Origin of the sequence: Lentilactobacillus kisonensis DSM 19906 = JCM 15041, assembly GCF_001434135.1 — a bacterium.
Taxonomy (GTDB): Bacteria; Bacillota; Bacilli; order Lactobacillales; family Lactobacillaceae; genus Lentilactobacillus; species Lentilactobacillus kisonensis.
Window position 1 is genome coordinate 100,153 of sequence record NZ_AZEB01000004.1, and the last position, 22,382, is coordinate 122,534.

The following is a 22,382-nucleotide window of genomic DNA, read 5'->3' on the forward strand; positions in this document are numbered from 1 at the left end:
TATGCGCAGGTTTCTGCCTGAAGGAGCTGTCCTACAAAGTAGTGAGCGGAGCAAAACGATTAGGGATCGGAGCGTAAGTCTCCTCTACCAGAAATCCCTGGTTCTGGGATTTTTGGTAGAGGTGCTTACGCGCAGATCCCTGCTGGGAGGAGCTGTCCTAATCTAGGTAGATGGGCACTTGCACTCAAATTTCCGGGCCTTAATCAAGCCCCTACCAGAAGAATTAGGCGTATGCTAGCCCTGGATTTTGCAAGAGCTATCGTTAAATTGTTAATTAGTGTTGGCTAAAGTTCATATCCTTAATAGGAAAGTAGCAGCTATAGAATTCATTACCTGGATTTTATCGCCGCTACTTTTTTGACTAATTACGATTACAAAGATTTCAGTTAACTGAAAAAAGCTAAACATTAAAGAATTGTTTTCAGTATAAAGATAATAAATGATAAATTAGATAAATATTTCAGTTAACTGAAAATATCAAATTAAATTACCGTAATTTTCAGTTCACAGATAATTATGATAAAATAAACTTGAGGTGATTAACAATGATTGAGCGGCCACTTTATATGAATCGATTAAAAGCGATGATTAATACAGAATTCGTTAAGGTAATTACCGGAGTACGAAGATCAGGAAAAAGTTTTCTGTTGTTGATGCTGCGGGATTATTTAGAAGAGCAGGGAATTTCAAAGGATCAGATTATTTATGTCAACTTTGAAAATCCGGCCTATTTTGAGATGTTTGACTATCGATCCCTATATGCATATTTGAAGGACAAGGTAAATTCAAATCAAAAAACGTACTTTTTATTTGATGAAATTCAAGAAGTTAGTGAATGGCAAAAGTTAATTAATGGGCTTCGAGTAGCTTATGATTCAGATATTTACGTCACCGGTTCAAATGCTTCTCTCTTATCTGGTGAATTAGGAACGTATTTGACCGGGCGATATGTAGAACTCAAAATGTTGCCACTGTCCTTTCAAGAATACTTGGCTTTTAAAGACTTGGATGCTCAACAAAAGGAGAGATACTTTTCAGACTATTTAGAATATGGGGGCTTTCCGTCGGTCGTTCTGCAAGACGATAAACAGTTAAAGGATGATGTCCTAAATGGCGTTTATAGCAGTATTTTGTTACGCGACGTTGCCAATCGCGCAAGCATTAAAGAACCAGAGCTACTAGAAAGAATTGCCTTGTATTTGTTGGATAATATCGGTCAGCTAATTAGTACTAACAAAATTGCAAATACCATTCGATCTAGTGGCAGAAAAATTAGTAATAATACGGTTGAAAATTACATCAATCTCCTGGTAAAATCTTTTCTATTCTATAAAGCGCCGAGATATGACATTCGGGGAAAGGAATATATTAGTTCCCAATCTAAATACTATGTTGTTGACCTGGGCTTTGTGCGGTCACAATTACAGAAACGTAATACGAATAGGGGCTCGAGAATTGAAAACCTCGTCTTCTTGGAATTGAAGCGACGTCGTTACAATGTATTCGTTGGAAGGCTTGGAATGAAAGAAATTGATTTTGTGGCGACAAACGCTGATGAAACAATCTATGTGCAGGTGACGGATCACATTCCGGAAAATAATGAGCGTGAAACGGCTAATTTACTACAAATTGCTACCGGATATAAGCGGGTCCTCATCACTAATTCATGGAGTGATGTCGGTGAATATGAAGGTATTCCAATTATTCATGTGGTGGACTTTTTAGGTGGCCGGAAATTATGACAAGGATATTAAAGGAGCCAGCAAAAAATTTGCCGGCTCCTTTTAGTAAGATCAATCATTGTTCTTTTAGAATCCTAGGCTTAATTTGGGTACTTGTTTTGTTCTCAGCTGCCCGTTTCTTCTTCATTTCTTCAACCGGAGGCAACCCCATAATTTCTACTAATTCTTCAAGGGTTACTTCTGATGCCATTTTATGAACACGCCGGTATGCTTCCTCCTTCGAACCATTAAACTTAACGATTATTATCACTCCAATTCATACTGCGTAATAATTTTTTTGGTGCGGATACAATACTCAACGCCATTTGGGACAAACAATTCGACTCGCTTGTAGATGCTTGTCGATGTGGCACTTATCACACAATCAATTTGCGAGAATTCAGTATCTCTTTTTAGTTTCCTAATGAAAGACTCAATTAACGCACCATCTAACGCGTGCTGTTTAAATGAATTGCGATATAACTTACGCAAACTCATGATAACTCGATCTAAATTGGAATCTAAAACAAAATTGCGGAATAACTTTATATCCTCTAGGTTATCGAAGAAATTCAATGTTTGTTCCTCTTCAACCTCCAAAGTTAATCTAATAATAGCATGTTCTTTCAGACTTGTGGTGTTTGAGATGAAGAGCCGAGCTAGTTCTGTATCTTCCCAAAACCCATATAATCCATATCCCAAACTGCCGGGCTTTTTCCTAGTACCACCCATATAAAAATGGGCCCAGTCATTTTTAGGGATCTTAAAACCGGTAGTCCTTATTTTCTCCCAATTTGACTTTGCTGTTGCGTGGTAGATTATTTGCTTTACTAACGTAACCACTCCTCTAATTAATATTATCAGTGATTGTCGATCACCTGATATCTATTAATTACGGAGAAATTAGTTGATTCATTTTTAGTGGGCAGTCTGCTATAAGGTTTGACACGAAATTGATGATTAGTCTATCGCTCTCAATAAGGTTTTAAAACAACCGTTACTTGAAGAACTTCTATGGATAAATCGACATGCTACCAACGTAGAAATCTTGCCCGCCAACGTAGTACCTAACGGAAATGTCGACATTCCCACCAACATTCTTATTTTGTGACGGGATCATCGTTGCCAGATAATGGTTGGTCTTAGTCATTTTTAGGAGATACTGGTATTTACCAGTGTTGCTGATTTTGGTCATTGGTAAGCCGAATACTGCTGATTTCGTGTAAAAGTAGGATGTATTGCCTTTTTTGACAAACTTTTGCAGTTTCGCGTAATCAGCTGGTTTGGCATCACCGTCCGTGTAGATGTTTATTCCGGTGAAGTATTCCAAGTAACCGTCATCAGTGACCCGAAAGGCATTTTGCTTCTGCACGGCTGGACTCGTTGAGGGTGCCTTGTTGCCCTCCCAGACGTAGGGATCTCGAACATAGTTATCGGGTGTTTTGGTATAAGCTAAGTAATTTGGCACCTTCACTTTCTTGAAGAGCTGTTTTTTGGCCCAAATATAGGTGGTTATCTGCTGGTTATGCTTTGATTCGACAACCGATTTTCTGAGCGGCCAGCGAAGGTTGTTCATATTAATGGTTACGTAGGGCTTGCCAGTTTTAACCCCCTTACCAATTGAGCCAGCGTTAAAAACGGTTCCCTTTGGAATGGTGATGGGGACGTCCTTAAAATAACTATTGGTGGTATGAATGGTTTGCTTGGTTTCTAAATAAAGATTGTGAGACTTGCTGGTTAAATATTGTGAACTTGCGGATGTTACTGTGGTTAGGCCGATTGTTGCTAGCAGAACGGTTGTGATTGCGAGACAAGTCGCTTTAATTTGGTTTAATAGGCTCAATTTGAATTCTCCTTATTGATGGAAAATAGTGATACTGTTCGGTTCGTACCAATCTTCCTTATTAATTCTTGAAATCCAGCTGGTGAGGACTTTTTGAACGTTATCTTCATTGGGGATAACCGTGATCGTGCCGGCGGAAGTTCCCTGAATCGTCAATTGAAAGTGGTCAGCTGATAATTTCACAAATGGGAGCTGGGCAATGTCATCCTTGAAGTTTAAAATCGTTCGGCCGCTTGAGACTGGATGAGTCGCACTTTGGACCTTCACGCTCGCAGTTGGTTGCGGTGAAATGTTAAAGACAAACGGCATGTTTTCGTAGTATTCAAAGTAACCATCAGTGGTTACTCGAATTCTCGTGCCGGTTTGAGAAGCATAATCAACTGGGATTCGAGAGTCCTTCCAAAGGTTGCCAGTTTCAGTTTTAACTTTCTTTAATGACCGCTTACCATCGGATTGAGCGGCGAAGTAGTCTAAATAAACTGGCTTTTTGATTTCTTTGAAGTTGGCCGTTGTGGCTGGCAGCCAACGGGTGATTGTACTAGTACTTTTGGCGGATAAAAGTGGCTTTCTTAAGTGATAGCTTAAACGCTCAACGTCAGTGTAGAGATACTTTCGCCCCGAGACGGTTTTGACACCAGCAACTTGAAGTGGTGTGTTCTTGGGAATGGTTAAGTTGACCTGCTTTTTACTATTAGTGGTCTTGATCGCTTGCTTGGTGATCACAAAGCTGTTCTTGATAATTTTAGCCTGGACCGGTTGTGCTTGAAGCAAGGTGATACCAAATAGCAGCAACGCCCCAGTTGTGAGTTTAACTTTTGTTTTTAGTTTCAAATGAACAACCTCCTCTATTGGGTCAATTGTATCATGAAAATGGTGCCTACCTGAAACCGACTCAGTTCGGTTTCAGGTAGGCACCATCGTTAGATTGAATTCAAAAATAGTGGTTAATTATTAACTAACTTAGCGATCAGCTTATCCAGCTCATCCACGTACTGTTTCAGTTTTGCATCCACAGCAGCCTGGCTCTTATCGACCACTTCAATGTAGAACTTCACTTTTGGCTCGGTTCCAGAAGGCCGAACAGCAACCCAAGTTTCATCATCTAACCAATATTTTAAAACGTTAGACTTAGGTAATGAAATGACTGACTTGCTGCCATCCTTGTCAGTGAGTTCTGAGGACTGGTAGTCGGCGTGGCTAGTAACCTTGTGGCCGTTAAGTTCAGTTAGCGGATTGTTGCGTAACTCTGACATAATGTGGGCCATCTTATCCTTGCCATCGAGGCCGTCAAATTCTTTAGCGATCGTCTTCTCAGCGTAGTAGCCATACTTCTTGAACATTTCTTGAACGCCGTCGTACAATGTCTTGCCCTGGCTCTTATAGTAGGCAGCCACTTCAGCCAGCAATAGAACAGTCTGAATCGCATCCTTATCCCGGACAAATGGTTTGATTAAGTAGCCAAAGCTCTCTTCAAAGCCAAATAGGAAAGTGTGATCATGTTCCGTTTCGTAATGGTGAATGGCTTCGGCGATAAACTTAAACCCAGTCAAAACGTTGTTAGTTGCAACGCCAAATGAAGCTGCAATCTTAACCGCCAAATCAGTTGAAACAATTGATTTAACAATGGTTCCGTTGGCTGGTAATTCATTGGCATTCTTCTTAGCAGTCAAAATATAGTTCAAAAGCACACTCGCGATTTGGTTACCACTTAATAATTGGTAATTACCGTCAGGTTGGCGAACTGCGCATCCCAAGCGATCAGCATCCGGATCCGAGGCGATCAACACGTCGGCCTCCACCTTTTTACCGAGTTCCTTGGCTAGGTCAAAAGCCTGTGGGAATTCGGGATTTGGAAACGGCGTGGTTGGAAATTCAGGGTCAGCGATGGTTTGTTCCGGTACAACGACATAGTTCTTAAAGCCGGCTTCTTCAAGGGCCCGTCTGGCGATGACTTTTCCAGTTCCGTGAAGTGGCGTATAGACAAATTTCATGTTAGCGCCGACTTTTTTGATGAGGTCTAAGTCAATGTTAACCGTTTTGACTTTTGCAAGGTAGGCTTGGTCAACGTCTTCACCAATTAGGTTCATGATCTTAGCTTCCCGGAGTTCCTGTTCGGGGGTCACCTTGATGGCAAATAAGTCGCTGTTTTTGCGAATGTATGATGTAATTAAATCGGATTCCTTAGGTGGCATCTGACCGCCGTCCTGGCCGTAAATCTTAAAGCCATTGTACTGCTTTGGGTTATGGCTGGCGGTAATCATGATGCCAGCGTAAGTATGGAGATGGCGGACCGCAAAGGATAGTTCTGGGGTAGGGCGGATATCGTCAAAGACAAAGGTGGGAATGTGATGATAACCCAATACCTTAGCGGATTCATGGGCAAATTCCTTTGAGTGGTAACGTGAATCAAAACTGATGGCGACCCCGCGCTTTCGAGTGGCTTCATCCAACGTATCCATAAATGAAGCGAGCCCTTCTGCGGCTTGACGGACGGTGAAAATATTCATCCGATTCGTACCGGCACCGAGAATTCCCCGCATTCCGGCAGTACCAAATGATAGGAACGTGCCAAATGCATCTTCTTGTTTATCTGAATCAGTTTTCATTTGATCTAAATCAAGCAAAATATCTGCTGGTAAATGAGCTTGTTGCTGCCATTGCTGGTAAACAGCTTCAATTGTGTCTTTCACGACATGACCCTCCCTGGTTAATAAGTGAGCAGATCCAAGCGGTTAGAAGTCTGCACAGAAGTTCTTGCCAACAGAAATTACTTTTTTAAAGATTTTTGTTGGTGGTACTTGTGAGCAGACTTTTACTCAGAAGAGCAATCCTTTATAATTCAATTTCATTATAGAAATTAGTTGGGCTAACGTCAACAAGTTTACTACCCAAAAACGTTAATATAACGGAATATCCTTGACTTATCAAGGCAAACAAAAGATAATTATTTTAGTAAATTAACTAAATTTATTCGTAGTCAATTAAATTGAGAATTATTTTGAGGACAGCTGCGCAAAGCAGAAACTTCCACATAAGCACCTCTGACAAAAATCCCCCAAAACCAGGGATTTCTGTCAGAGGAGACTTATGTTCCAGTTTCTAAGCGCTTTGCTTCGCTCACTGATTTGAGGACAGCTACGTCAGGCAGAAACTTCCATATAAGCACCTTGGTCAAAAATCCCAAAACCAGGGATTTCTAACCAAGGAGACTTATATTCCAGTTTCTAACCGCCTGACTTCGCTCACTAGGAAGGTGAAATTATGGCAACCATTAAAGATATTGCACATAAGGCTGGCGTTTCTATTACAACGGTTTCCCGCGTGCTTAATTATGATAAGTCGCTTTCGGTTAGTGACTTGACCCGCAAAAAGATTTTTCAGGCTGCAGAAGACTTGGATTATACCAAAAAGCACCGGGTTAATACCGCTAAAGACAGTATTGCCGTCGTTCAGTGGTACACCGAACAGCAGGAATTAGATGACTTGTACTACTTGTCGATTCGAATGGGCGCCGAGAAAATGGCGGACCAGCTCCACTACAAGGTTAAGCGTTACTTTGCCGGCGACTCATTATCTGACATTGATGAAGACGTCAAAGCAATTATCGCAATTGGCAAGTTCAGCGACCAACAGATTCAGACAATGCAAAAGGGAAATCGTAACGTTGTCTTTGTGGATTTTGATACCCTGGCTAAGGGATATGACTGCGTTGTGACTGATTTTGATAATGCCACCAAATCCGTGTTAGCTGATTTCATCGGTAATGGCTTAAAACGGATTGGGATGCTTTCCGGCGTTGAGTACACTAACGATCATCGCTTGAAAATTGTGGACCCCCGGCTGGAAGTCTTCCGAAATTATTTGGAGAAACAGGGGCTGTACGATTCCCAAAACGTTTTCGTTGGGGATTATACCTTGCAGTCGGCATACGATTTGGTTAATCAGGCACTCAAAAAGGGCCATCAATTCCCGAACGCCCTGTTTGTTGCAAACGATGCCATGGCGGTGGGGGCATTGAAGGCCCTTCATGAAAATAACGTGATGGTTCCTGATGATGTGAGCCTCGTCAGCTTCAACGATACGGCGGTTGCTAAGTACGTCATCCCCGCGTTGACGGCAGTGAAAGTCAATACTGGGATGATGGGTGAGATGGCGATGCGGCTGCTGGACCAATTGAATATGACAACTAGTGAAGAAGAAAACCGGACACCCCAAAAAGTCGTTGTCGGCAACCGACTGGTTAAGCGTGAAAGTAGCCTTAACCAAGCAGGTAAGTCACCCCGGTAGATTCTGGGCCAATAAAGGTTGCCATCTCGGGATTCGTAGCGACAATCGAGATTGGAACGAAGGGAAATTCCTGCGTCAGCATGTCATACAGGAACCGAGCCCGGCTATCGCTACCTGAATGTAAAATGGATAACCTGACGATGCATTGGTTATGCATTTCGGCTAATCGCGTTTCCCAGAATTTATTAATCAGCTCTTCTTTTCGACTGCGGGTGACGAAGGAAAAATCGTTGTTTGCAAACGCCAGAATATACGAAACGTTTAGCTGTTTATCAACCATCCCCCTGATTTTACCGATGATCTTACGGTTAACCAGCTGGGGATTGTTTTGGACGGAGAAGAAAATTTGGGTGCGTTGCCTAATCTGGGTTAGTTGATCGGCAATCGCCGTCACTGACTTCCCTCTGGCAATAGCCTTAGCGGCAGCTAACACTTGATAGGCGAGCCCCGCGGCGGTGACTTCGCTATTGATGACGGTGATATCACTGGTGGACTGCTCGGCGGCGATGGCGGCATTCCGATACGTACTGGTCAGCTTATCACTTAGATGGATCGAGATGATTTGGCTACCATCTTTACCCAGCTCATCATAAGCTGCAACTAATTCAGGAACGGTGATGTCACCAATGGTTGGCTTCACCGTGCATTTGTCAAATAGCTGCAGAAATTTTTCACTCGTGATTTTATTGACGTAACCAAATAATTTACCATCTATCAAAATTGGTGGATTCAAAACTTTGATACCATAGTTATGAACGTCCGCAGGAGATAGATGAACGGCTGAATCGGTTACGATTTTAATTGACTTCATTGAATCACCCCTTGCTTGTTATCCTCATACTATTTAATTGTATATGAAGAAATGGCTGATGGGTGGGATTTTGATAATTATTAGGAATAAGTTCTAACTTCACAATTATCTTATGTAAATTGAGAAAGGAATGATGATTTGTGAAAGGTAAGTACGAGGTGTCTCAATACATTGGCGTGCCGCTAGAAACGGACGATTCAGGAAATTACCAAATTAAAACTGATGAGCAGGGTGACTTTAAGCTCCATAGTTGGCGGACCGGTAAGCATACCAAAGGAAAGTTCAAGAAAATTGGTCAGATATTCATTACCGAAAATAATTTGATGGTTGCTATTGTGAAGGTTCATCCAGTTGCGTTTAAAGATCGCCATGAGTTCACACCGTTGCAGCGGTTTACCAGTGAGATGGTAAACGATGAATTGATTAAGCGGGCAGCTGAGAAGCTGTAGTGCCGCTTCTTTTAGTGTATCCAATTGATAATTATTAGTCGTTAAGGGCATTTGGAAGGTTAAATGAGGGTAATCAAATCCTGAGATTGCTATAATAAGATTATCTTGAATGGAAAAGAGTGATTATTTTGAGGGGAAAGCAACTAATCATTACCGCCCTAAGTGGGTTGTTCGTTTTTGGGGTTGGGATTACAACGGCGATGAGGCCTGCGCAAGCGGCGGCGGAGAAAGCCGTTGTCAACGTTGCCTTTAAGCCAAGCAGTGAAACAGGGTTGACCAATTACGTCTACGACACGGTGGATCCAACTAGTGCCAATTTTCATCAATACTTATCACCAAGTGAATTTGCCAGTAAATTTGGGCAGTCAGATAGTTATATCAACTCTTTCAAGAACTACCTAAAGTCATATCATGTTCGCGCCTCCGCGTATCCTGGTAATCTATCACTGAAATTAACGGCAACACCGGCCAACATGCGACGGGCATTTAAGGCTAAATATGTCTCGTCTCAAAAAGAGGTCACGACTAGTTATAAGTTACCGGCAAAACTTTCATCAAAGGTGGTGGCGGTCATTGGCTTATACGTCAAAGCTCCTGCTAAAAAGGCGGTTAACAAGAAAACGCCTAAGAAGGCTACTAAAAAAGTGGCTACCCATAAAAAAGCGGCAATAACCGCTGCTACGAGTGTTGATGTACCAACCGCTGATGCTAAGCCAAATACAAGCCTGGTAGGGAACGCGTTTTCCAAAAAATACGGAGCAGCGAAATTCGCCAATGCTTATCAATTGAATGCTCTGTATAATAAGGGGCTTCAAGGCCAGGGTCAACGGATTGGAATTATTAGTGCCAGTGACGTTCGCGATAGTGATCTGGTAACTTATTGGAAACAAGCTGGGGTCAACGATGATTTGAGTAGAGTTCACCATATTTATACCGTTGATTCGAAAGCACAAGCTCAAAAGGAAATGAACTTAGTCTTGAACTCACCACAAATGGAAGCCAGCATTGATGTTCAATCGGCTTCAGCGGTTGCGCCACAGGCCGACATTGATCTGTACGTTGGCGACGTGGCAGGAACTGAGGCGACATCAACGTCATCCCATTATGGCACGTTCATGACGGCTATTTCTGATAATCAGGATAAGCAATTATCGACTAGTTTTGCACCAGGCGTTGAGGTGGCTGCTGATTGGAATGATCCCAGTGCCACAATGAAGCAGTACAGCCATGCTTTTAATTTAATGCTTGAACAAGCTGCGGCTCAAGGGATTACTGTCTTCCGGGCAAGCGGTGATAATGGGCCAACGGTAAAGCCTAGTCCAAAAGAAAATCATCCAATGTCGACGTCGCCGTACCAAGTGCTGGTTGGGGGCACAACGTTGCCTTATCAGAAAATCATTAATAATAAGGTGATGACGGTTTCTAAAGAACGTGCTTGGGGTGACACTTATTCAGCGAGTCCTACTGATATCAAACATGGCATCTTTGGCGGCAGTGGTGGTGGTTTTTCAGCTTTGAACCCAACCCCACGTTACCAACAAGGGGTCCCTGGGGTTAATACGTTTAGGGCGGTTAATGACTTAACTTACCAGCAGGGCAAATTTGTTCGGACTAAGGACCCGCACATCATTCTGGGAACGGGTAATTCTCGTAATATTCCAGATGTAGCGGGGAATGCGGATCTACGAACGGGTTACGCGATCTTTGTGTCTGGTAATAAGGTTTCATTGAAGGCAAAGACCCATCAGATTATTAAAACACCAGTTAAAATGTGGCTAGTTGATGGTGGGACGAGTTACACCTCACCACAAATGGCGGGGGCGAATGCGGTCATGAACAGTGGCCGCCAAACGCCGATCGGTTTTTGGAACCCACAGATTTATAAGTTTGCTCAAGAAGGAGACAGCCCATTTACGGTGTTGGACAGTGCTGATAATAACAACAACCTGTACTATACTGGTCAACCCGGGAAGTTATATAACCAAGCAACTGGGTTGGGAACGATTAATTTTGAGAAGCTGAATGAGAAGTTTGGTAGGGATTGACGAGCAATGGTGATGTGATCCTAATAAAAATAACATCAAAAGTGCTTGGTATAAGAGTTTAAAAAGCAGCGCAATCATTCGTAGTTGTGGAATGGTGGCGCTGTTTGTTTGGAATGGGAGAATTAGGGGGCATTTTAAGGTGATTTGGAAGTAGGCATTTTGTATTTAGTGATCGACATTTCTTTGCAGGATTAGTTGATGGAAGTCTATATGTGCTTGTGTTGGTCATGGTTACTTGGTGGTTGTTCTATTTATATGTAGATTAGGACCGCTCCGCAAAGCAGAAGTCTGCGCCTAAGCTACCTCCCTCAAAAATCCCAAGCCCGGGGATTTCTGAGGGAGGCAACTTAGGCTCCGACTTCTAATCGCTTTGCTCCGCTCACTTGACACCTTCGCAACTCTACAAAAAAGATCTTTACGCATTTGCGTAAAGATCTTTTTTGTAGAGCCGAAGGCTACTTTTTGAGTAACTTTTCAGCATCAGCTGTAATGTCGTCAGTCGACATATTCATGTATGGCTCCATGTCTTTTTCAGTCTTCATGGTGTCATGATCATTCTTTTCCATGTAATAATCCCATAAAGCATCTCGTACTGGAAGTTTACTATCGCTCCAATCGAAAGCCTCATTCATTTTTTTGTTTAATAATGGGGATTCTGCACCGGGTTCTTCTGCCATAAGTAACTACCTCCTTTATTGTTCTATAACCATTATAGTTCAAATTTTAATTTTGGGCTAAAAATTGTTGCAGAAATGTAAATTGTTTACTTGGCTGGTTCAATTTTCATGATCCAGTTGACCTTTGGATCTGGTGTGTTCAGCCGGTCAATGTCCTCGCCAATTGTGACGTTACGGGCGATCACCCTGCCCGATACCGGTGATTTGAGCGTCTCCACCGACTTATCGCCCTCAATGTCCAAAAGGTCGTCATCGGTTTCGATAATTTTTAATTGGGTTGGGAAATCAGCAAAGGTGATCTTGCCGATTTGTTGGTAGACTGATTCGTCGATTCCCAACAGGTAGTCGCCGTTTTCGGTTTTCGCATACCAGACACCGTCCTTGACCTTTTCGTCAGTTAATTTGGATGCTGGGTGACGGTTAAATAGATTTAAAAATTTTTGCCAAATTGAAACTGTTTTCATCATTATCTCGCCTCGGTATTGTTTACCTAAATTATAACGTATAATGAGGAATATACGTAGGATTCTGCAGGAGGGATAGCCTGATGTATTTAATCGATATTTCTAGAAATGGGCAACCCAGTTACGATGCCCGGGTTAATCAGTCGCTGGACAACTATTTTGTGAATGACCTCAAGCTGCCGGGACACGGGTTCATGTTTTACGTTAACCAGCCGTCAGTCATCATCGGCCGCAATCAAAATGTCTGGGCGGAAGTCGATATTGACTACCTGCATGAGCACAATATCCAGCTGGTCAGGCGGACATCCGGCGGTGGCGCGGTCTATCACGACATGGGCAACTTTATCTTTGAGAATATTTTGACGGATAACGCTGACGACTTTGGCGACTACGGTCATTTTGCTGAACCGATACTGAGGGCGTTGCGTAAACTTGGAATGGATGTTCAGATGAAGACGAACAGCAGCGATCTGATCTTGGATGGTAAAAAATGGTCAGGGATGACCATGTTCAAGAGTGGTTCTGGCTTAGCGGCTGGCGGCACGATTATGTACGATTTAAATATTGAAAATGCCAAGCAGGTATTGACAGAGGATCGGTTAGAAAGCCAAAAAGGGCTGGGGGTCCGCTCTAAACGGAGCCCGATCGTTAATTTGAAAGATTATTTGCCGACGGGGATGACGATGGCCGACTTCCACGAGTATCTGTTGAAGGAACTTTTTTCGGTGAAATCCCTGGATGAGATTGAAACCTATCATATGACCGCCGCCGATTGGCAGAAGATTGATGAGCGCCTAGCGGAGACGTATGGGACGGATGCTTGGAATTACGGGCACAATCCTGGTTACTATGACTATGCGGACACGGAACTGGCAGCTGGCAAGCTGGGGATGAATTGGACGGTTGAGGATGGGAAATTGGTGCACCTCAAGTTCAACCCGTTTTTCAAGGTGGTTGGCGACTTGAAAACGATCGAAATGAGCCTAATTGGTAAGAGATTAAGTAGTTGGACGATTAATCGGGCAGTGAAGAAAGCGAAGTTAAAAAATATTGATAACAATATTCTAATTGAATTTATGGGAAATCTCTTAAAGTAAGAACCCAAAATTAAAATAACAAGTTACGCCATTCACTAATTGGATGGCGTTTTTATGTAGCTTCAATTTTAATTAAGAAAAAGGCCTTCCAAGCCTGATATTACCCTTCATGAATAAATATCGCAGGATTCAATTAGCGAATATGAAAGTTCATAATTTCTTTTAAAAATAGCCAAACTTTCCTGATAATCTTATTGCATAGATAAGATGAGGGTAATCATAGCGAATGACGGAGGAAAAATCATGAAATTACTCAAGAAAGGATTCATTGTGCAATTTGTCGGGGTGCTCACCCTGGTGTTCGGTAACTTCTATACGGCCGGTGCCGCCGTGGCCGATGTAGTTGCGACCGATGAAATTGCAGTTAAAAACGCCAAGCTGATCGATGATAAACGGCAGCTGGTGACCAATGCCAAGGTTGGCGATAAGGCGAAGTTAGCCTTTGACACAACTGTGGGTTCTTTGTCGCAGTCTGGCAAGATTAAGTTTGCCTATGACAGGGATACTTTGAAAATCAAGAAGGATAAGTACAAGTTTAAAAATGGCAGCACCAAGGTTGTCGTTGACATTGATGGCAAAGACTCAACCATCGAATGGCAACACGCAATTGATAAGACTGATCTTGAGGTGGTCTTGCCGGTTAAGTTTAACCGGCCGGTCGATCATCAGGAGTTGATGGTGACAATTGACGAGAAAGAAGTGAAATTGCCAACGTTGACGGTGGTGGATAAGGATACCAAGAAGGCGAAGGACACCACTGCGCCTAATCAGGACAAGGCTGACGGGAACTTGCAGGACGATAATTTGGTGAATAAGGTGCTGCAAGAGGCGCAGAAGGATGAGGCGGCGAGTGACCAGGCGGAAGCTGCTAAAGAAGATGAAGCCGCTAAAGAAGATGAAGCCGCAGAACAAAAGGAAACAACTGAGCAACCAGTTCAACCAGAACCGAAGAAGGACAATGAAATTGATGAGAATTCTTCGCAGGCGGATGTGATTGAAGAACCGAAGCAATCTAATAGCGAAAAAGCAGAAGCATTGCTAAAAGAGAAGCGGGAAGCAGATCAGAAGAAGTCTGAGGAGAAGAGTCGACAGGCGATTGAGGAACGAAAGAAGGATAATGAGAATCGATCTCAAGATCCAACCCAAAATAATCAAAAGGCCTTAAAGAACTCAGGTGATAATCGAGAAATTCAGACACCGCAAGATTCTTTGTTGGCTAATGTTGATAGTGCTAAGAAGGTGTTGGGTGGATCGGATGATGCTGAGGCAGGTGATGTGGACAGAGATTCGCTGAAAAGGACATTGCCAGTGAATGGTGTGTTTGCTGAGGGCCATAATCTCGGGGAACTAGACTACTTCTTTGATACCATTCAGTTAAAGTACGGAGATAATAATGAAAAGTCTTGGACTGTTGAAGGTGACCTAAGCAAAGATGTGGAAATCCCTGCAGAAATTAGAGATAGCGAAAATATCACGATCTATTGGGCATGGAACACTCAAAATATTAATGAAAAGAGTGGGTTAAGCTCTCCAATTAAAAATGGCGATTATTATGAATTTAACATCAAGGGATTCGAGTATTTATATCCGACTGGTAAAGATTCTGTCACAGAGAAAATTGAAGACAGCAAAGGTAACACAATAGGTGAATTTATAATATCAAAGGGTGAAAATAATAACGAACAACGTGTCAGGATTATGTTTTTGCCAGGGGCCAGTACTACTGAGAGAAGAATAGAATACAAGGCAAATGCCAAAACGGTGCTATCCCAAGGTGCTGAAGAAGTTACCTTTGGTGAAATTGCTCGTGACAGACAGACTATCAAAATTGAAAAAGGAATTCTAGATATCAAAAAGAAAGGAAAATATGAAACTCGTGAAGTTGGGGAAAATCCCAAACAGACGGTAACTGACTATAGCAAACTACACTGGACAGCAAATTTTGAAACTGCTAAAGATGGGGATCAATACAAATATGCCGATTCAGTCACACTACAAGATGTCTTTGGTGGTGGATATAATTATAAGGATGCCATCTATGAATTTGAGGTAACGCCAAACGAAGGAGACTCAAAGAAAATATCTAAAAGTGAAGATGAAGACTTGTACAACAAAATAGTTAGTATATCGTCAGGCAAAGCGAATTTCACATTTAATGCTGAGAATATATTTTCCGATAGAAAGAAGATCAAGGCAATTCAACTTGACATGGTTGCTGATATCACTGACTACACGCCAAGCGAGTATAAGAATGAAATCAAAGTAACTTCATGGAAGAGTGAAGGCAGTCCTGGTATGACCTCTTACACGGCTCGAGCCAAAGTGGAGAATGACCGTAGAACGCTTAATAAGACCGCGGAAATTGTTAAGGGTGGGAATGTTGAATACACAGTTCGTTTCACAGTAAAAAAAGATGATACGAATCTGATATTAACGGATGAATTAACTTCACTACTATTTAAATACGATTCTGAATTTGAACTGTATCGAGGAACCGGTACAGACAGAGAGCAAGTGACTCTGTCGGATTTTTCCGATGTTCCTACAATAAATGATCCAAGCGGAGAAAGCCGCGCTAATTTTTCCTTGCAATTCAAAGAAAATATAAAGCCCACGGACGATACGCCAATTTCATATGAACTGGTGTATCAGGTGACCCCCGTTAATCCAAAGACGATTAAAGATACTGATTATGAAGGTTTAAAAAATAAAGTTACCTGGAATGGAACAAGTGAATTTACAAATATTAAGAATCCAACCTTTAATAGCAAATCAGCTGGGGATCCAAATTGGACTAACTTCACTACAAATTGGTCGATTGAAGTTAATAAGTACGACCGAAACTTTGAATTTCCGATCACAATCGTTGAGTCGGTAAGTGATTCGAATTATCTTGATTTTGAGGGGTATTTTGACGAAATATTAAAAAAGGCACAGACAAGTTCCGGTAGTACTTTAAAAATAGATGATTATATTCAGTTGTTTACCAAGAATGAGAAGGATAAATACGAAGAACGCGCTGTTGAACTTGTGGGAGTGCAAGAGGGCATTATTACTTTCAAGTGGAAAGATGATGGGAAAAATGCGTTCACATTAGAAAAAAATGAGTCAGGTAAAATTAAATTGAAAATTCTAAGCTCACCAGGAACTTCAGAAACCCGCAATTTTAAAGTTGATTGGTTGGATGTTCCTATCGATAAAGCAAAACTGGCAAATTCACCTGATGAGACAGAAATAGAAAACTGTGCCGAGGTCACTTATAACAAAGAAAAAGTTTGTGCAACAATTGACATACCACACTTAGTTCAAAAAAACATTTCTAAGACTGGAAAACTATCAGAGAACTTCAGTGATCCACAAAATCGTAAAATTGAATGGACATCAAGCTTCAATTTTAAGGATTATCTCGGTGAAGATGGTGATCCCGAAAAGGATAGAATTTATACCGTTAAAGATGAATTCGGTATTGGTGATGATACAAAGGATTCGGTGACCATGTACAATGGCAGAGATTCAACGGTTAAAGATAAAGACCTTCAGAGTATTGACTATGAAAGGGGTGACCTTAGTGAACATATCCAATTGTCCCTTGGGCAATTGGACGAAAATGGTACGAAGGTTAATGAATATTCAGGTAAGGAGGAGTTTCAGGAAGGTAATCATTACAGATTAGAACTAACTTCGTCTTCTAAAAGCTTTGAGTTAACAATAACCCTAACTCCAAAAGGTAAAAAATTTATCGATGATAATAAATATAACATTTGCATCCTAAAGTACGAATCTGATGTAAAAAGTTTATCTTATGGCAAGGAAGAAGATTACGATCATCTAAAAAAATGGACATTCAACAACACAATTTCGGTAGCAGGATTACCTCATTCAGAGAAACTAACCGCTCATGCTCAAACCACATATACTGATGCCGGGTATTTACTCGATAAAGGTGGTCAGTCAGAGGAAGTTATTGATGAAGGTCGAGAAATCACGGCAATTAAGTGGAATTTGCTCATCAATGGTGAAGGTAAGGATTTAAATGGTGAGGTTAAAATTGTTGATAAAATTACTGGGGGCAATCAAAATCACTTAAATATTAAGAATTTAGACTATCACGTTAAAGTTTATAAAGCCATTAGAAGTATCAATTCTGAAACAAACAAAGTCACATATGAGGCGGATAAGAAAAATCCAATTGCCTCTAATAACTATTCATTCACACTATCCAAAAGTCTAGATCGATTGGAGATTAATTTTGCAAAAGACTTTAGGATTACAGAACCATTAGTTGTCCAGTATTACACAGAAATCCAAACAACCACCGGGAAAGATTTCACAAATGACGTGGCGCTTAGCTTAGGTGACCGCAAATTTACCGCGGGGGAAACACTCCAATCAGGACTTGATACCTGGGGAAACATCAACCACTTCAGCGTGAATGTTGTTAAGACTGCTGATGAGAGTGGCGAACCTCTTAAGGGAGTTGAGTTTAAGCTTCAACAGCTGAAGGGGAACCAGTGGACAGATGTGATGACGCCTAATGATGACGGAGAAACACCATCGATACCTTATAAGGTGGTGACCAACGACCAAGGTATGGCAACTTTTATGGATCTGGAAGCCTTACCAACGTATCGAATTATTGAAACAGAGGGGCCGGCAGATCGATTTACCCAATTTGAATCCAAACCATTTACAATGAAGAATGTTGAGGATGGTAAGGCAGTATATGTGCTTCAAGCAGTTAATCCTTACCCTGGCAACCTTATCATCAAAAAGACCGTTGAAAGTAATGGCATCGACGTTTCAAATGAGACATTTAAATTCGATGTTAAAGCGGTTGACGATGTTGAGGCACCGATGACTAATTTTAACGCCAGTTTTGATTACAGTGTCTATGACAAGGATGGTCATCCAGTCAAGGATAATGATAATCAACCGATTACTGGAACGGTAGTCTTTATAGAGGGTGTAGCAAGTGGCTTACCGGCAATCAAGGATGGTCAACAGATCAAAATTACCGGATTACCGCAAAACCAACTGTTTACCATCACTGAATTGGGCGCGAACAAATTTATCACAAGCAATCAGTTGACCAACATCTCGAGTGGATCAACTCAAGAAAAGGATGGTAAAGCAACTGGCCAATTTACCCTTCGCAAGGGGGAAAATGCTGCCAGCACTATTGCAGAGTTTATCAATCGGATTGAACCGGGTGACTTCTCCTTCTCCAAGAAGATTAAGGGTCCAAACGCTACAAATGATGGTGATAAACAGTTTGATTTCTATCTTGAGGCAGTGGATGCCAACGGTGACCGTGATCAGTCATTCTCAGGAGAAATTAATGGGCTTAAACGTTTAGAAAGTTCTGAAGAAAAAGACGTCATCTTTAACTTTGACAAAGGGATTGCAACTACGCTCAAGAATGGGGATAAAATCCAATTACGGAATAACGAATCCTATAATGATATCAAGTTGCCCGCCAACATGAGGTTCAAGGTATATGAACGCCAGGATGATACCTACAAGCACACGAGTTACGCTATCGATGGTGAAATCAAGGATGAGGCTGCTTCTGAAAGTGACGGTAAAGTGGACTACCATGTCGTTGGTCCGATGTACACGAACGGTAAACATCTTAAATTCACGAATGAACAGAAGGAAAACTCATTTGAATTCGAAAAGATTGTGTCAGGTAAAGAGTCTACTGACAAATTCAAATTCGAGGTGAAAGGTGGCAACGAAACTACCATTGATGCAATTGCTGGCAAAGCGTATGCTGCCTCATTGGTAAATGCTCGAACTGGAAATGTGATTAATGATTATGAGATCCAGTTTAATGCCAAAGGTGAAGCAACCGAATGGTATACCGACAAGAATGATCCGGCAACTAAAACTGACATTGCCTTAATGCATGAGCAAAAGGTTGTTATTACTGGATTACCAATTGAAACGACTCAATTTGAAGTGACAGAATTGGTGGCTGAAACAGACTGGAATATTCAGCATCAAATTGATGGTGATGTGGAACGAGACGGGAATGTGGCAACTCTTAACTTAAATCGAGGAAATGGACGCAATTCCATTATGTTTAGGAATCTTGAGCCAGAAATGGTTTCATTCAAGGTTAAGAAAACCGTAAGCGGAGTTGTTCCTCCTAAAGATAGTGATTTCAAGTTCAATTTAACGATCAACAATCCCAAGGAAAATTGGGAAGAGAAAAAGGCGTTTCGTGCAGTTAAGAGCGGTGATATGAAAGAATTCGACCTTATATTCACAAGAAGCGCAGATCGCAAGACATATACCGTTTCAGAAACTCTTAAAGCTGACGAATCGCTCACAATTTTCACGCTTAAGGGCCTGAAAGTAAATGTTGAGGAAGAAAATCATCAAGGATACGATGTGAGTTACCAATATGGTGATCATAGAGACGATGGTTACGCATATGAAATTACAACCGGTGACGGTGATTGTGGTCAGGCATGTCTCCCACCTCTAATTTTTAATAATCACGTGCCCGGAACGGCTGTGGAGATTGAGAAGAAAGTTAAGGGGACTGATGATTATAACAAGACATTCAACTTCAATGTCACAGTAAAAGATCAGAATAATGAGTTGGTTTCCGCAAATGTTCAATATAAGCTTGAACGGACTGACGGACAAATCTCAACCGGATCAATTAAGTTTGAAAGGGGGATTATTACAGAAGTAGATGGTAAAAAGAAATCTCGTCTTCAAATTAAGAATGACGAAAAACTGACCATTCTGGGACTCCCTGCAGGAACAAATGTGGTAGTTGCCGAAACAAATGCTTTTGGCTACAATCCCAGCTACATCTTGAACCATGGTTCTGAAAAGCCGGGTAATAAGGCCGAATCATTTGAAACGAGTGAAGATAAAACTTCTAATGTGAAATTTATCAACACTAAGAAAGATGCTAGCTTAAAGATCAGTAAGAGCTTGGAAGGAGCTGGAATCAAAGAAGGTGACAAGGCAACCGACTTTGAATTCAAGATTTCAGCCACTGCAGTGACAGGTAATGGACTATTAAATGGCGAATTTGATGCTTGGAAGTACACCAATAAGGGAGCTGCTAAAGTAAAAGTAACCTTTAACAAAGGTGCTGCCAATATTACTTTGAAGGCTGATGAATCTATTAATTTGATTGGTTTGTCAGATGAATACTCATACAGGGTTCAGGAATTGACGCCTGATGGCTTCGAGTATGACCCTTCATACAAAGTGAATGGCGGCTCTGAAACAATCGGAAATAGTACTGGTGAACTCACAATTCCTCATAGTCATTCAGCGACTGTTGACTTCATTAACACTCGGGAAGGGGCTTCCCTAGAAATCTCCAAGTTGCTGGATGGTAATGGAATTCTGGAAAGTGATAGGGAAACAAAATTCAACTTCCGAATTCTCTCTGACGTAAAGGGTACGTACGATTACGTTAAGTTTGATACCATGGGTGGCAGAAGTGAAGGCGAGATTTCATTTAATGGGACTAGATCTGATCAAATCCAATTGAAGGACAACGAAAGAATTAGTATCCATGGCTTGCCACTTGAATCTACGTACGTTGTAAAAGAAGATGGCGCAACAGAATTCAAAACGCACTTCAAGGTCAATGGTACTGGATTACACGAGGGAAAACAGACCGGAGACGTCAAGTTGGCAAAAGATGAGAAATCAACGATTCTCTTCACTAACAGCAAGCAGGCACCAGAAACTGCCAGCTTGAAGATCACCAAACGCCTCGCCGGTACCGGCCTCACCGATGCCGACAAGACCCGCAGCTTCAACTTCCGGATCTACTCTGGTGCAACCGGAACGTTTGATACGGTTAAGACAAGCCAAAACGGTAGTACAACGGAGTCGGAAATCAAATTTAATGACGGTCAATCTGATTTGATCACGTTGCGTGATACCGAATCATTGGACATCACCGGCTTGCCTGTTGACCAAATGTACCGAGTTGGCGAAGAATTCGTGACTGACTTTACCCCATCATTTAAGGTGAATGGTAGAGCAGAAACTAACAGAATGACGACCGATTCATTCCAACTAATTGCTAACCAAAACGGCACGGTTGACTTCACCAACACCAAAAACGGCGACGTTGCAATGGGTTCCTTCTCCGTTAACAAATTTGTCAATGCAATAGGTGACAAAACCCGGGCGTTCGAATTTAACTTGGAAGCTGTTGACGGTGCTGGTAATCCGTTAAATGGCATCTTCCAGACGGAGTCGACTACCAATAGTAAAACTGCAGTTACGGGGAGAATTAATATTCAAGGCGGCAATGCTAAATTTACATTGACGCACGGTCAAAGCATCAAGTTCATCCTCCCAATGGGTGCGCGCTACGAAGTTTCTGAAAAGGACTACAAGGTGGACGGTTACACGACTCGTGTGACAAAACGGGACGCGGCATACACCGGCACTCACGTCTTCGGCACGGCAACCGCCGATAGCGACAACATTAGCTACCACAATGATATCGAAGAAGATGAGGGTGAATTACCACTCCCAGCTGACGAAGATAAACCAGATTCCAGCGCAACAATTGACGAACCAGATGCATTACCAGCAAGCGATGGCACCAGTGGGACTAATGGTACTAGCGGTATCACTAGCCCACAGGGACTCCCATCAGCTGGCTACACTGGTAAGCAGGCCTTACCACAGACCGGCGAAGATGACGGCAAACTTTACACAATCATTGGCGTGATCATTCTGGTAATGGTGGCAGTTGTTGGCACGATTTACTACACGAAACGCAAACAGACCAAATAGAAAGGAATTTAAAGTAACAATTATCATCGGATTAGCAAAAAATGCCATTCACTAGTTGAATGGCATTTTTTACGGCTAAATTCTGATGACTGGGGAAGCTGTTTAACCAGTGTATTACTCTTTTTGAATGATATCGCTAAGTTTAATTAACAAATATGAAAGTTCATACTTCCTTTCTAAAATAGCCAAACTTTA

General features: G+C 41.8%; 13 protein-coding genes. 6 read left to right on the forward strand and 7 right to left on the reverse strand.

Annotated elements, in window-relative coordinates; translation table 11 throughout:
- Positions 1 to 545 precede the first annotated feature (545 nt).
- Positions 546 to 1,742, forward strand: a complete 1,197-nt coding sequence (locus FC98_RS03505) for an ATP-binding protein (RefSeq protein ID WP_056949206.1) — start codon at positions 546 to 548, stop codon at positions 1,740 to 1,742.
- Between the two features lie 55 nt (positions 1,743 to 1,797).
- Here the strand turns inward: FC98_RS03505 and FC98_RS15315 are convergent, their stop codons facing one another.
- The 4 genes from FC98_RS15315 to FC98_RS03525 form a co-directional block, all read right to left on the reverse strand.
- Positions 1,798 to 1,932 carry a hypothetical protein gene (locus FC98_RS15315; RefSeq protein ID WP_258430178.1) on the reverse strand — a complete coding sequence of 45 codons (135 nt, stop codon included), beginning with the start codon at positions 1,930 to 1,932 and terminating at the stop codon, positions 1,798 to 1,800.
- Between the two features lie 801 nt (positions 1,933 to 2,733).
- On the reverse strand, positions 2,734 to 3,564 hold the full coding sequence (locus FC98_RS03515) for a hypothetical protein (protein WP_156637190.1): 831 nt from the start codon (positions 3,562 to 3,564) through the stop codon (positions 2,734 to 2,736).
- A 12-nt stretch (positions 3,565 to 3,576) separates the two neighbouring features.
- A complete protein-coding gene (locus FC98_RS03520) occupies positions 3,577 to 4,395 on the reverse strand; it encodes a hypothetical protein (protein WP_054654387.1) in 819 nt (272 codons plus the stop codon).
- Between the two features lie 113 nt (positions 4,396 to 4,508).
- On the reverse strand, positions 4,509 to 6,254 hold the full coding sequence (locus FC98_RS03525; RefSeq protein WP_054654389.1) for a phospho-sugar mutase: 1,746 nt from the start codon (positions 6,252 to 6,254) through the stop codon (positions 4,509 to 4,511).
- 571 nt (positions 6,255 to 6,825) lie between these two features.
- Here FC98_RS03525 and FC98_RS03530 point away from each other — a divergent pair.
- Entirely contained in the window at positions 6,826 to 7,851 is a 1,026-nt protein-coding gene (locus FC98_RS03530) for a LacI family DNA-binding transcriptional regulator (protein WP_056949207.1), read from the forward strand.
- On the opposite strand, the gene FC98_RS03535 is transcribed toward FC98_RS03530, so the two are convergent.
- A complete protein-coding gene (locus FC98_RS03535) occupies positions 7,823 to 8,662 on the reverse strand; it encodes a DegV family protein (protein ID WP_008855232.1) in 840 nt (279 codons plus the stop codon). The genes FC98_RS03530 and FC98_RS03535 overlap by 29 nt on opposite strands.
- 140 nt (positions 8,663 to 8,802) lie before the next feature.
- On the opposite strand from FC98_RS03535, the gene FC98_RS03540 reads away from it, so the two are divergent.
- Together FC98_RS03540 and FC98_RS03545 are read left to right on the forward strand one after the other, a co-directional pair.
- The gene (locus tag FC98_RS03540) at positions 8,803 to 9,111 is read left to right on the forward strand and encodes a DUF7671 family protein (RefSeq protein WP_008855233.1); all 309 of its coding nucleotides are present in this window, start codon (positions 8,803 to 8,805) and stop codon (positions 9,109 to 9,111) included.
- 119 nt (positions 9,112 to 9,230) lie between these two features.
- Positions 9,231 to 11,156, forward strand: a complete 1,926-nt coding sequence (locus FC98_RS03545; RefSeq protein ID WP_008855234.1) for a S53 family peptidase — start codon at positions 9,231 to 9,233, stop codon at positions 11,154 to 11,156.
- 455 nt (positions 11,157 to 11,611) lie between these two features.
- Here FC98_RS03545 and FC98_RS03550 read toward each other — a convergent pair whose 3' ends face one another.
- Complete coding sequence (locus FC98_RS03550) at positions 11,612 to 11,833, reverse strand: P8 family protein (protein WP_008855235.1); 222 nt, start codon at positions 11,831 to 11,833, stop codon at positions 11,612 to 11,614.
- Between the two features lie 86 nt (positions 11,834 to 11,919).
- Positions 11,920 to 12,300 carry a glycine cleavage system H family protein gene (locus FC98_RS03555; RefSeq protein WP_191981993.1) on the reverse strand — a complete coding sequence of 127 codons (381 nt, stop codon included), beginning with the start codon at positions 12,298 to 12,300 and terminating at the stop codon, positions 11,920 to 11,922.
- 80 nt (positions 12,301 to 12,380) lie between these two features.
- On the opposite strand from FC98_RS03555, the gene FC98_RS03560 reads away from it, so the two are divergent.
- Both FC98_RS03560 and FC98_RS03565 read left to right on the forward strand, forming a co-directional pair.
- Positions 12,381 to 13,394 (forward strand): lipoate--protein ligase, encoded by a 1,014-nt coding sequence (locus FC98_RS03560; RefSeq protein WP_056949208.1) that lies wholly within the window; start codon positions 12,381 to 12,383, stop codon positions 13,392 to 13,394.
- Between the two features lie 243 nt (positions 13,395 to 13,637).
- Positions 13,638 to 22,187 (forward strand): DUF7601 domain-containing protein, encoded by an 8,550-nt coding sequence (locus FC98_RS03565; RefSeq protein ID WP_056949209.1) that lies wholly within the window; start codon positions 13,638 to 13,640, stop codon positions 22,185 to 22,187.
- Positions 22,188 to 22,382 lie beyond the last annotated feature (195 nt).